Origin of the sequence: Marinobacter sp. 3-2, assembly GCF_003751355.1 — a bacterium.
Classification (GTDB): domain Bacteria; phylum Pseudomonadota; class Gammaproteobacteria; order Pseudomonadales; family Oleiphilaceae; genus Marinobacter; species Marinobacter adhaerens.
Map to the genome: position 1 here is coordinate 960,391 of NZ_RJUQ01000013.1, position 12,653 is coordinate 973,043.

Annotated in this window: 11 protein-coding genes; 3 read left to right on the forward strand and 8 right to left on the reverse strand. The window is 59.6% G+C overall.

Annotation, left to right across the window (positions count from 1 at the left end):
• Positions 1-28: 28 nt before the first annotated feature.
• Together EDB94_RS11660 and EDB94_RS11665 are read left to right on the forward strand one after the other, a co-directional pair.
• Positions 29-3,790, forward strand: coding sequence for a DUF1631 family protein (locus EDB94_RS11660; RefSeq protein WP_008173443.1), 3,762 nt, complete (start codon positions 29-31; stop codon positions 3,788-3,790).
• A gap of 18 nt (positions 3,791-3,808) precedes the next feature.
• Positions 3,809-4,675: a phosphoribulokinase gene (locus EDB94_RS11665; protein ID WP_008173441.1), complete on the forward strand. Its 867-nt coding sequence runs from the start codon at positions 3,809-3,811 to the stop codon at positions 4,673-4,675.
• 4 nt (positions 4,676-4,679) lie between these two features.
• Here the strand turns inward: EDB94_RS11665 and EDB94_RS11670 are convergent, their stop codons facing one another.
• The 3 genes from EDB94_RS11670 to EDB94_RS11680 all read right to left on the reverse strand — a co-directional run bounded on the left by EDB94_RS11670 (position 4,680) and on the right by EDB94_RS11680 (position 7,128).
• Positions 4,680-5,528, reverse strand: a complete 849-nt coding sequence (locus EDB94_RS11670) for a pirin family protein (RefSeq protein WP_108018442.1) — start codon at positions 5,526-5,528, stop codon at positions 4,680-4,682.
• A gap of 135 nt (positions 5,529-5,663) precedes the next feature.
• Positions 5,664-6,458, reverse strand: a complete 795-nt coding sequence (gene speD, locus EDB94_RS11675) for an adenosylmethionine decarboxylase (protein ID WP_008173437.1) — start codon at positions 6,456-6,458, stop codon at positions 5,664-5,666.
• Between the two features lie 247 nt (positions 6,459-6,705).
• Positions 6,706-7,128, reverse strand: a complete 423-nt coding sequence (locus EDB94_RS11680) for an OsmC family protein (protein WP_014578500.1) — start codon at positions 7,126-7,128, stop codon at positions 6,706-6,708.
• Positions 7,129-7,393: 265 nt separating this feature from the next.
• Between EDB94_RS11680 and crp the strand changes: the two genes are divergently transcribed.
• A complete protein-coding gene (gene crp, locus EDB94_RS11685; RefSeq protein ID WP_007153756.1) occupies positions 7,394-8,035 on the forward strand; it encodes a cAMP-activated global transcriptional regulator CRP in 642 nt (213 codons plus the stop codon).
• Positions 8,036-8,117: 82 nt separating this feature from the next.
• Here crp and modC read toward each other — a convergent pair whose 3' ends face one another.
• Genes modC through EDB94_RS11710 form a run of 5 tightly spaced genes read right to left on the reverse strand, consistent with a single transcriptional unit; the run spans position 8,118 to position 12,578 of the window.
• Positions 8,118-9,200, reverse strand: a complete 1,083-nt coding sequence (gene modC / locus EDB94_RS11690; RefSeq protein ID WP_108018443.1) for a molybdenum ABC transporter ATP-binding protein — start codon at positions 9,198-9,200, stop codon at positions 8,118-8,120.
• Positions 9,197-9,877: a molybdate ABC transporter permease subunit gene (modB, locus tag EDB94_RS11695; protein WP_108018444.1), complete on the reverse strand. Its 681-nt coding sequence runs from the start codon at positions 9,875-9,877 to the stop codon at positions 9,197-9,199. Before modB ends, modC begins: the two co-directional genes overlap by 4 nt.
• Positions 9,877-10,680 (reverse strand): molybdate ABC transporter substrate-binding protein, encoded by an 804-nt coding sequence (gene modA / locus EDB94_RS11700; protein ID WP_108018445.1) that lies wholly within the window; start codon positions 10,678-10,680, stop codon positions 9,877-9,879. The genes modB and modA overlap by 1 nt, the downstream gene beginning before the upstream one ends.
• Entirely contained in the window at positions 10,664-11,632 is a 969-nt protein-coding gene (locus EDB94_RS11705) for an alpha/beta hydrolase (protein ID WP_108018446.1), read from the reverse strand. The genes modA and EDB94_RS11705 overlap by 17 nt, the downstream gene beginning before the upstream one ends.
• On the reverse strand, positions 11,592-12,578 hold the full coding sequence (locus tag EDB94_RS11710) for a sterol desaturase family protein (RefSeq protein WP_108018447.1): 987 nt from the start codon (positions 12,576-12,578) through the stop codon (positions 11,592-11,594). Before EDB94_RS11710 ends, EDB94_RS11705 begins: the two co-directional genes overlap by 41 nt.
• Positions 12,579-12,653: the final 75 nt, after the last annotated feature.

The following is a 12,653-nucleotide window of genomic DNA, read 5'->3' on the forward strand; positions in this document are numbered from 1 at the left end:
TCCGGCTTTGCGAGATATCAGGTAGTTCATGGATCCGAGAGAACGTCGTAGCAGCCCCCGCCAACCAATCAAGCTTGCCGCCCAGATTGATCTGGGAACCGGTGAAGCCTGGCCGTGTCAGATCGCCGATTTCTGTGCGGAGGGTCTGTTCGTCCGCTATTCGGGTGAAACCTCGAAGAAGCTGGATCGGGCGTTTGCTTCCGGCATACCCCCAGAACTGGTGATACGTTTTCGGGGTCTGGATGGCGCGCGCCGCCACGAGCTTCATGTCAGTATTGTCCGTCGCATCGATGGCGCCATGGGGGTCAATTTCAGCAGGCCCAACCCGGTAGCCGTGGATGCCATGCTGCAGCAATGCGGGGGCTCCCGAAGTCAGGATCGCTCCTCGCTCCGCGCACCCAGTGATCGCGTACAGTTTGTCCTGCACCAGTCCGCCAAGGCGGTGACCCAGTTTATCGAGCCGTTGATGGACGCCTGTTTCGTGCAAATGGTGGAGGGTCTCAAACTGGCGGCCCAGAGAGCCGTAAATGATCAGCAGGCCAATGAATACATGGATGCTTCGGGCCAGATTCAGGCCCGGCAACGGGTCATCTGGCATCAGATGGCTCGCAGCCTGGAATCACCACTGAAGCCCGCCCCCAAGGGGTTTCCGGGGTCCGAGCTGTCCGTGGTCGACAAGGGCGAATTCGAGGACTGGTTGACGATCCGGGTGATGGTAACCAAGGCGGATACCCAGTATCGGGGCGATCTGCTGCAGCTCAAGCTTCGCCTGGACAAACTTGGCATCGCGAACGCCACGGGACACCACAATCCCCTCGGGCCCTCCCTGGTCTGCGAAGCCTTCCATAATGGCCTCAGCCAGCTCAAGGCGACCCGGGAGGTGGAGAAAGTCTGTCTGCGGGTCTTTGAGCAGACCGTGTTGCAGCAGCTGGGACCTCTGTACAAAGAGCTCAACGATATTCTGATTCGTCACGGTGTTCTGCCAGACCTGGATCTCAGCAAGTATCTGAGCGAGCAGGCCGGGGCAAAGCCGGAGACACAACAAGAGCCCGCGGAGCCCGAGCCGGTTGCCGCGGAGAGTGCTGCTGCAGAGTCAAAGCCGAAGGCGGGTGCCGAAGACGCCGGACAGCCCCAGTCTCGTCGCAGAGCCGGCATGCTGGGGGGCGAGTTTCGGGGTTATGCCCAGGCGGCCCAGACTGCGTTCGCCACGGTGCGTAACCTGCTGAATACCCTGAGCGCGAGCCGTGTGGCCCGGGGCGATCCGGAGCCTTTGCCGTTCCAGCCCAATGCCAGGCCTCTGTCGTCCGGAGAATTCCAGCGAGAACTCCAGCAGCTGCAATCTCAGCCCGTGGATACTGGCGAGGAGCTGGCTCCCCTGAAGGAGCGGGTGGTAGAGAAAGTAAAGGCAAGCGGTGATAACCGGCTGGATGAAGAACAGCAGGAAACGGTCGATGTGGTCGACCGGTTTTTCAAATCGGTGGTGGAAAGCCCGAAGCTCAGCGAGTATGCCCAGCAGCGCATGCGGCAGCTGGAAGTGCCCGTTCTCAAAGTTGTCATGAGGGACCCTGCGTTCTTTGACGATCAGGATAGCCCGGTACGCGGGGTGATGAACCGTCTGGCCCAGCTAGGGGTAAAGGGCGGGCGCATCAATCCGGTGGTTCAGCGTCGCGTGGATGAGCTGGTAGAGCGCATTACAACGGACTTCGAGCAGGACACCGGGGTATTCGAGCAAACGGTCCAGGAACTGGACACCCTGATTGATCGCCAGAATCTTGTCTATCGCCGGAATGTCGAGCGAGTGACAGCGGCCGCAGAGGGGGCCCAGAAGGTAGCCGAGTCAAAAAAGGCTGTGGCCGATGTGCTGGACAACAAACTGGGTGGGCGCAAGGTGCCAAAGGCGGTAATCAGCCTGTTGGATGGTGGCTGGCGGGATCTGCTTTCGCTGACCTGGATCCGGCAGGGGCCTGACAGCCAGCTGTGGCATGATTACCTGGCCGTTATCGATTCGCTCCTATCCTTCGCTGATGATCCGAACAGCTCCATTAATCTGCCCGAGCTGCTGCGGGTAATCCAGGATGGTCTGGCCTCTATTTCCAGCAACCACATGCCTTCTTCGCAAATCCGGGACGAGCTCAAGCAGTTCCTGGTTCGCAGTCCGCAAAAAAGCCCCGAACTGGTTGAAGTGCCAGTGGCAAAGCCGGAGCAACCGGATGCCAGAAAACTGTCCGACCGGGAGCAACGAAGTCTTCAGCGCTGGATCAACCGGGCGCAGAAATTGCGAACCGGCGACTGGCTTCGCGACCAGGAAAAACCGGACGAACCCCAGTACATTCGTCTGGTCTGGGTGGCCCGCGGTTTCAGCCGCTTTGTCTTTGTGAATCACCAGGGCATGCGAGTGGTGGAATTGGAGCTGGAGTCCCTGGCCCGGCAGATGCGAAAAGGCATCATCGTGCCTGATAGCCAGTATGAACGCCCGCTGGTGGACGAGAGTATCGATCGCATGGTCCGCAAGGTCTATGACCAGTTGTCCTGGGCCTCCACCCATGATGAATTGACCGGCCTTCTCGGGCGTCGCGAATTCGAGCGCATGCTCGATCAGCAGTTGGCCCGTCGGGAGGATGAGCGCTCCCTCGTGCGCCTGGATCTCCGCAGGTTCCGCCTGCTGAACGACACCGCCGGCTACCAGGCCGGTGATGAGACCCTGAAACGGGTTGCCGATATCCTGCGCAGCCACGTCGGTGACGGTATGCCCGTGGCCAGACTTGCGGGCAATGAGTTTGCCATGCTGGTGCCGTCCGAGAGTGCCAGCGACGCGGCAAGAGATCTCATCCGTGCAGTGGAGGCCGCCGAGTTCAGTTTTGGTGGTCGCGACTACCGGCTCTCTGCCAGCGCCGGTGTGGTCCCCACGTTGCCGGCCCTGGTCAGTGCTGAACGCTGGTTACGGGCGTCGGAGCAGGCGCTTGCCGCGTCTCGCCAGCAGGGCCACGGTAAGGTTTCGGAGTATGCCCTGGACGCCGATGACCAGGCCCGTCAGGAGCAGATCGCCGCCAAGGTTGCCAGCCTCAGCGACCTGAACGAGGAGCGCATGCTGCTGCGCTGCCAGAAGATTATCCCTCTGCATGCCAAGTCCTCCATGGCTGCGCAGTATGAGGTGCTGATCAGCATGTACGATGACGAAGGCAACCTCATTACCGGTCGGGACTTCGTGCGCATGGCCGAGCGTTATGACCGAATGCAGGCCGTGGATCGCTGGGTTGTTGGCCACATGCTGGACTGGCTCAGGGAGCAGGCGCCGGACCCGAGGCATTTCGGCGGCGTCTGCATCAACCTGTCCGGCTATTCCATGAATGACCAGTCGCTGCTGGAGTTCATCTACGAAAAGCTGAGTGAGAAAGACGCGCCTATCGAGCGGCTGTGGTTCGAGATTACCGAGGCCTCGGCGATCAACGACGTCCAGTCAGTGGCAGACTTCATCATTGAGATGAAAGAGCTTGGCTGCCGGTTCTGTCTCGGCAACTTTGGCAGTGGCCCCAGTTCGTTCGAGTTCATGCGTTCGTTACCGGTAGACCTGATCAAGATCGACAGCGCCTTTACCGGCCAGCTGTCGACCAGCGAGACTGACCGGGCAATGGTGCGCTCAATGGTGGATATGGCCCACTACATGAACCGGGAAGTGATTGCCTCCCAGGTTGAATCCCGGGACGTTCTGGACATGCTCCGACAGCTGGGTGTGGACTACGCTCAGGGCTTCGTGGTTGAAAAACCCCGTCTGCTCGACAGCCTAACCTGATTCCGGCAACCTGCCTCTATGTCAAAACGTCATCCCATCATCGCGGTTACCGGTTCGTCCGGAGCGGGCACCACGACCACCGGCCAGATTTTCAGCCGGATGTTTGCCAGTGAGGGGCTGAACGCCGCAATGGTCAGCGGTGACAGTTTCCATCGCTACAACCGTGAACAGATGGCCAGGCTTGCGGCCAAGGGCCAGTTCGGTGAGCGCAACCACTTTGCGCTGGCCGCCAATCACATTGACAAGCTGGAAGCACTGTTCTACGACTACGGCCACACCGGCAACGGTCGGTATCGTCAATACGTTCACGATGAGGATCGCAGGCTGGTTGAAGCTGGGCACAAGCCCGGCACCTTCACGCCCTGGGGGCCTTTGCCCGCCGATACCGATCTGCTGTTTTACGAGGGGCTTCATGGGGGTGTGGTCAGCGAAACCTGCAATATCGCCCAGTATGTGGACCTGCTGATCGGTGTGGTTCCGATTGTGAATCTTGAATGGATCCAGAAGATCCACCGGGACACGCACAAGCGGGGCTACAGCCAGGAGGCGGTGGTGGAAACTATCATCAACCGCATGGATGACTATGTGCACGACATCGTGCCCCAATTCTCGCACACCCACATCAATTTCCAGCGCATTCCCCTGGTCGATACTTCCAACCCCTTTGTCGTCCGGGAAGTTCCCACTGAGGACGAAAGCATGCTGGTGATCCGGTTCCGGGATCAGTCAGAGGTGGACTTTCCCTATCTGCTGCAGGTGATTGCAGGCAGCAGCCTGTCGCGACACGACACCCTGGTGGTTCCGGGCACAAAAATGCCGCTGGCCATGGACCTGATTGTCAGGCCGATGGTGCAGCGGCTGATGGCAAGAAAGCCGTTTGCCTGAGGCGTCAGGCCGTCAGGCGTCCATCCCGGTAATCCCGGAGCGTCTGCTCGATCTCCTCGCGGGTATTCATCACAAAAGGACCATACTGGACCACCGGCTCGCCAATCGGTTTGCCGGCAATCAGCAGCAGTCGCGCTCCGGCTTTCCCCGCATGGAGTTCGATCTGGTCGCCGTCGTCGGAAAGAACGTTAGCGGCGCTTCGCTGCAGCGAGCTTTCCCCCAGGCTCGCGCTACCCTCGTAAAGATAGAGCATGGCGTTGTGGCCTTCCGGGAGGGGCAGTCTCAGGCTCCCATCGGATGCCAGTTGAATATCCGCGTAGATCGGCTGGGTGGTGCGATCGGGCATCGCCCCTGCATGGGCCTGGCCATCGATCTGTAATGAGCCGGCAATGAGCTTCAGTTTGCCACCGTCGAAGGCAAGCTCCGGAATCTCTTCCGGCTGGATGTCCCGGTAGCCGGCCTTCGTCATTTTTTCCGCCGCTGGCAGGTTCAGCCAGAGCTGAAAACCGCGCATCACGCCTTCTTCCTGCTGGGGCATCTCCGAATGGATGATGCCGCGACCGGCGGTCATCCATTGCACACCGCCGTTGCGCAGGTCGCCTCGGTTCCCGAGATGGTCTTCATGCAGCATGTGCCCCTCGATCATATAGGTCACGGTTTCGAACCCCCGATGGGGGTGCGAGGGGAAGCCTGCGATATAGTCGGCGGCCTCGGCGGAACCAAACTCGTCCAGCATCAGGAACGGATCAAGGCGAATGTTCTGTTGCTGGCCAATGGAACGCTTGATGCGCACGCCGGCGCCGTCGGACGTTTCTAGGGCGGGTATGATCTGTTTCAGGGAGCGCAGGGTCATGATGTCCTCCTCTCGTTAGCTCTTGGCTCTATTTAAACGGGATGGGAGGAGAGAATAAAACGCAGAAATCTGGGGGGTGACATCAAAAAAACTGAAGGACCCGTGACGCCCCGGGCGGGGCGCCACAGGAGGCGATCATTCGACGTTGCGGGAATAGAAGATTTCCAGCATTTCCCGACGCAGACGGTCCTCGATGGACTGCGCTTCGGCGGGATCAAGATCACCGGCGTTCACCCCGAACACATAGTTATCGAGGTTGAAGTTCTTCAGCATCATCTTGGTGTGGAACAGGTTCTCCTGGTACACGTTCACATCGATCATCTGATACGCGTTCTGGGTATCTTCGGTCAGGTAGTTCTGGATCGAATTGATATCGTGATCAATGTAGTGCTTGGTGCCGTCCACATCACGGGTAAAGCCGCGAACCCGGTAGTCCACGGTAACGACATCAGAATCAAAGCTGTGGATCAGGTAGTTCAGCACTTTCAGCGGTGAGATCAGGCCACAGGTGGATACGTCGATGTCAGCGCGGAAGGTGCTCACGCCATCGTGGGGATGGCTTTCCGGGTAGGTGTGCACCGTGACGTGACTCTTGTCCAGGTGGGCCACGATGGTATCCGGCAGCGGTCCGGGAGACTCTTCGTTGTCGGGCTCTTCGCCATTGGTGAGCTCGTGCTCGGCGATCAGCATGGTGACAGATGCACCATGGGGCTCGTAGTCCTGACGCGCGATGTTAAGAACGTTAGCGCCGATAATCTTGACGACGTCGGTCAGAATCTGGGTCAGGCGCTCGGCGTTGTACATCTCGTCGATGTAGTCGATATAGGCCTTGCGTTGTTCTTCGGTCTGCGCATAACAGATGTCGTAGATGTTAAAGCTCAGGGATTTGGTCAGGTTGTTGAAACCATGCAGCTGGAGTTTTGATTCCATGCTCAGCCCCTCCGGATCGTGGAGATGAATGACTGCAGAGCTGCATTGCTGAGCTCTGCCGAGGCCGCCACCGACTACTGACCGGGTTGTTCACCTTTTGCGCAGACCGGCGGAGAGGGTGCGTATTATGCACACCGCAAGTGACGTTGAATAGTATTCGCAATGACATTTTAGCATTCGTGATTTCCCCTGCATCCGGCCCGGGGAATCGGTCCATGAGCGGCCCTGGCGAGATTTCTCACACGGGTTATGACGCCTGGTGAACCTCGTAGCTGTGACTGATCTCGACGCCGGCCTTCTCAAGCATGATAGATGCGGAGCAGTACTTTTCTGCCGACAGGCTCACGGCCCGCTTGACCAGATTGTCTTTCAGGCTGTTTCCGGTTACCACGAAGTGCAGGTGAATGCGTGTAAACACCGCCGGAACCGCGTCGGCCCGCTCTGCTTCGAGCTCGGCGTGGCAAGCGGTCACGTCCTGGCGGCTTTTCTTCAGGATGCTCATGACGTCGAACGCCGAACAGCCTCCGAGCCCCATCAGCAGCATTTCCATGGGGCGCGGGCCCAGGTTCTCACCGCCGTGGTCTGGCGGGCCATCAAGCTGCACGCTGTGGCCACTGCCGCTGGTGGCTTTGAAACTGGCGTTGCCGGTCCAGTCTACGGTTGCTTTCATGGGACGACTCTCCGTTGTGATGACGCGGGACCAACTGGTGTGATGGCCCCGATAAAGATGACCTGTGGCCGGATGCTAGCACAACCGGCTTCGTCAGGCAGGCCGATCTCGGATACATGTTGTATACTCTTTCCGGTTGCCCGCAACAGACCTTCTTGTTATAAGTTGCGCAGTTTTGCAGTAAAAAAGAACGAACCCGCAAGGAAAGCCGGGTGCATAACAAACATTGGGACCCGCCAGTATCTGAGGAGGCACGACTCGCATTATGGCCACTATCGTCAAGCCGGTTGAGCAGAAAACCAAGCATCTCGACTATTTCCTTTCGCAGTGCCATCGCCGCCGTTACCCAGCCAAGAGCACGATTATCTATGCCGGGGACAAGAGCGATTCCCTGTTCTACATCGTCAAAGGCTCGGTGACGGTTATCATTGAAGACGACGATGGTCGCGAGATGATCATGGCCTACCTGAACGCCGGTGACTTTTTCGGTGAAATGGGGCTGTTCGACAACATGGATTCCCGCAGCGCCTGGGTAAAGGCCAAGACCGAGTGCGAAGTGGCGGAGATCAGCTACACCAAATTCCGTGAGATTGCCCAGCAGGATCCCAGGGTTCTGTATTTCATTGGCGAGCAGATGGCTTCCCGCCTCCGCCAGACCACGCGCAAGGTGGGTGATCTCGCGTTCCTGGATGTGACCGGTCGGGTCGCCCGCACCCTGCTGGATCTCTGCAAGGAGCCGGATGCGATGACCCACCCGGACGGCATGCAGATCAAGATTACCCGCCAGGAAATCGGCCGTATCGTGGGTTGTTCCCGGGAGATGGTTGGACGGGTTCTGAAGACCCTGGAAGATCAGGGCCTGGTTCGGGTCAAGGGCAAAACGATGGTGGTGTACGGCACCCGCTGAGTCTCCGGACAGCAGAGCATCGATGTAACCAGAAAGGCCGCTGATATCAGCGGCCTTTCTGGTTGGGGCAGGGGCGCCGGTGTCAGTCGGCCAGGGCCACGGACTTGATCTGCATCCACACCTGCTGGCCGGGTTCCAGAGCCAGTTGGTCAACAGCCCGGGTGGTCAGTCGGGACATGACCGGTGTGGGTCCGGCGAGCAGGCGGACGATACTGACGCCGGGGGTAACGTCCGGTTCAATCCGGTCAATGGTTGCCGGAACCAGGTTCTGGATGCTCTGGTCAGGGTTCTCTTCCAAAGCCAGGCTGATGTCCCGGGACAGCAACTGGATCCGGACCCGATCCCCGATTTTCATGCCGTTGTCCCGGCGCAGCCAAAGGGAGCCACCGTCGAACTCAAAGCGCGCCAGGTGCCAGCGCTGATCCAGTTCTCCTATTGTCCCCTCCACAAGCACGCCCGCGTCGTCCTCGAGACGGAACGGGTTGTCCATGCGTGCAAGTGTCTCCCGGGTCGGCCCGCTGGCTAACACCTTGCCGTCCTCCATGACCACCAGATGGTCGGCGAGCCGGGCCACCTCTGCGGTAGAGTGGGAGACATATACGATCGGGATGGCCAGGGCGTCCCTAAGACGCTCCAGATAGGGCAGGATGTCGTGTTTGCTGGCTTTGTCCAGGGCCGACATCGGTTCGTCCATAAGTAACAGCCGGGGACTGGTCAGCAGCGCGCGGGCTATCGCTACCCGCTGGCGCTCGCCCCCGGACAGGCCTGCGGGCATACGGTCCAGGTGGCCGCCGAGTCCCAGCCAGTTCACTGCCTCGTCAAACCCGATCTGCCGGTCTGAGGCCGGAATACGCCGGTATCCGAATTCAAGATTCTTGCGCACGGTCAGATGGGGAAACAGGTGGGTTTCCTGGAATACATAGGCCAGGGGGCGTTTATGGACCGGAAGAAAGGCATCGGCGCTTTGCCAGTGTTCGTCGAGAACGGTCATGGTTCCCTCTGCGCGGTGCAGGCCCGCCATGCAGCGCAACACGGTGGTCTTGCCGCAGCCGGAATGCCCGAACAGGGCGGTGATGCCCGTGCCGGGCAGGGTCAGGTCAACGTCCAGACCAAACCCGGGAAATGCGCACCGGAAGCGGGCACAGATGCTCTTGTTCCCGCTCATCTCAGTGCTCCCGACCGGGCCTTGCCGTTCAGCGCGTACAGGGTGACCAGAACCACGAAGGAGAACACCACCATGCCGGCAGAAAGCCAGTGGGCCTCGGTGTATTCCAGGGATTCCACGTGGTCATAGATGGCCACCGAAAGGACCTTGGTTTCCCCGGGAATGTTACCCCCGATCATCAGAATCACGCCGAACTCACCAATGGTATGGGCGAAAGTCAGAACGGCGGCAGTCAGGAAACCGTTGCGGGCAAGGGGCACGGCAACAAACAGGAATCGATCCCAGGGCGGGGCGCGAAGCGTGGCAGCGACCTCGAGGAAACGGTCGCCAACCGACTCGAAGGCATTCTGCAGCGGTTGCACCGTAAACGGCAGGGAATAGATCACGGATGCCACCACCAGACCCTCGAAGGTAAAGGGCAACAGCCCGATACCGAGCGACTGGGTAACCTGGCCAACCCAGCCTTCCGGCCCCATCACCAGCAGCAGGTAAAAGCCAAGGACCGTTGGCGGCAAAACCAGAGGCAGCGCGACTACGGCCGCTACCGGCTGGCGCAGCCAGTGCCGGGTTCTGGCGAGCCACCAGGCGATGGGCGTGCCTATCAGCAACAGCAGCAGAGTGGTTGTCGTGGCCAGTTTCAGGGTCAGCCAGACTGGATCCCAATAGGTTTCAAACATCAGTTGATCGCGTCATGTCCTTGGTCGTAACCATAGCTCCGGATGATGCCGATGGCTGCATCGGATTTCAGGAAATCCATCCAGGCGCGGGCTGCTTCATTACTGGCGCCCCGGTTCAGCAGGATGGCCTGCTGGTCGATGGGCTGGTAATAGGCCTGAGGCACCTGCCATAGGGTGCCGGCATCCTCGTCCCAGACTTTGACCTGGGAAGCGGCCACGAAACCGGCCTGGGCATTGCGACTGACAACAAACTGGAACGTCTGGGCTATGGAATCACCGCGGACCAGTTTCGGTTGTAACGGTTGCCATTGGCCGATGTGCTCAAGAACCTGCTGGGCAGCCAGGCCATAGGGTGCGGTTTTCGGGTTGGCGATGGCCAGTCTGGCGAAGGGCTGCTGCTCCAGATAGCGCGGGGCATCCTCAAACGCATCGGGCGTCGGGCTCCAGAGCACCAGCTTGCCCCGGGCATAGGTAAAGCGGGTTCCGTTGACCCCGGCCTGCGCCTCTTCGATCAGCTCTGGCCTGAGCACGTCGGCCGCCATGAATACGTCGAAGGGCGCGCCGTTCCTGATCTGGGCGTAAAGTTTGCCGGTAGAGCCAAAGCTGGCGGACACCCGGTGACCGGTTTCCGCTTCAAAGTGACTGGTCAGTTCCCGGGTGGTATCGGTGAAGTTTGCGGCCACACCAATACTGACTTCGCCGGCGATGGCTCCGGAAGCAAAACTGAACAACACGCACAGGCAGGCGAAAGCCCGGGTTATTGGGTGGCAGATTCTGGTGCGGCGTTCATGGGGCTCTGGCATGGAGCAGGGCTTTCTGTTCGGCGGTTGATTGGGCAGACGCATTGTCCCTATGCAGGCACAGGGAATGCAAGTATTGCCACACCTCGTCCCGGTTGGTTTCGTTGAGCATCTCATGGCGCCCGCCCTCAAACAACCTCAGGGTCACATGGCCAACACCCGCCTCTCGAATGGCCTGAAAGTGCTGGCGCACGCCGCGGCCCATTTCACCAACCGCGTCCGCCGTTCCAGAGAACAGGTGCACAGGCAGGTCTTTTCGCCAGGTCGGCGGCTTGATGGCCAGCATGCCGCCGATAAAATCCAGCCAGAGCCCGGTTGAGCATTGGAACCCGCAAAGCGGATCGGCAACGTAGGCGTCAACCTGGTGCGGATCTCGGCTGAGCCAATCGGCATGGGTCCGATTGGGGCCGAACCGGCGATTGAATTGCTCAAAGGTCATGCGGGTGATCAACGGGCTCCGGTGCCGCTTGCCCCGGAGCAGTCGGATCAGGCCGATCAGAGCCCGGGATGCTAATAGCTGGCACCGATCAATCCGGTTGGTGGCGCTCAGGATCAGGGTATCCAGGGAATCACCGTACCTCTGGGCGTAACCCTGGGCAATGAACGAGCCCATGCTGTGGCCCAGCAGGTTGACCGGCAGCCCGGGAAACTGTGAACGGGCGTGTTGGACCACCTGGTGCAGGTCGGCCAACACGCTGGCCCAGCCGTTCTGGTCGGCATAATGCCCCAGGTTCTCGACTCCTGAATTCGGGCCATGGCCCCGGTGGTGAAAGGTGATAACGGCCATGCCGCGTTCGCAGAGCCAGCGAGCGAGGGACTGGTAACGGTCGCCATGCTCGGCCATGCCGTGGCTGATGATCAGAAGCCCGGTGGGAGCCGTCGGGGTAAAGACTGTTCCGGCTATGCTGTGGTCATCACCACTGCTCAGCGTCAGAGGGTGTTCGTTCGTTGTCACGACCCGGTTCCTTGTTGTTTTTCTCCGCAGCCGGGCGTTGCCACTCCGGCGGTTTCCATAGATGGGTAAGGCGAGACAATAATCCGCCGGGCTGTGCCATGTCGCGGAACAGGTCCACGTATTCGTGGGTCCAGAGCACAATCAGGTTATTGGAGCGAACAGGCCGGGTGATGCCGTATTCGGGCGGATCCTGGGCATTTTCATCGACAAACGTGCCGAACAGGCGATCCCACACTATCAGCGTGCCGCCGTAATTACGGTCGATGTAGCCGGGATTTCGGCCATGATGGACACGGTGATGGCTGGGCGTGTTGAACACCAGTTCGACCCAGCCGGGCAGCTTCCCGACCAGTGTGGTGTGAATAAAGAACTGGTAGACCAGCGACAGGGCATAGGCTACGCCGATCCAGACAGGATTGAGTCCCAGCAGCGCCAGGGGCAGGTAGAACACCCACATGCCGTTGAAAATGTTGGTGGCATTCTGGCGCATGGCAGTGGAGAAGTTCATCCGCTCGGAGGAATGGTGAACCACATGGGCCGCCCAGAACCAGCGTACCCTGTGACTGGCCCTATGCATCCAGTAGAAACAGAAGTCCACCCCCAGAAAAGCCAGCAGCACGGTGAATCCGTTCAATTCCAGATCAAACAGCCGGTAGTGGTAGCACAGGGCATAGACAGGGAAGGCAATGAGGCCGGCGAAGAGCAGTTCGGTCACCTGATAGCCGGCGCCAAGGGCAAAGTTTCTGACCGCCTCACGGGTATCCATCAGCTGCGGATCGTGGCGAATCTTCAGGTATTCCCACAGGGTAACGCCCACAAAAACCGGTGTTGCAATCACAAAGATCAGTTGGCGTTCATCCAGCGCCAGCCGCGGCGCAGCCATCGCCCAGAGAGAAAGCAGGCCGCTGTCTTCCAGAACGGCCAGTATCATGTCGGTCAAAGCCATCGGGTATCTGCCGGTTTCCTCATCAAGTCCGTTTATTCTGGCACGTAACCCGGAAACCGGAATGTCGGTTCACGC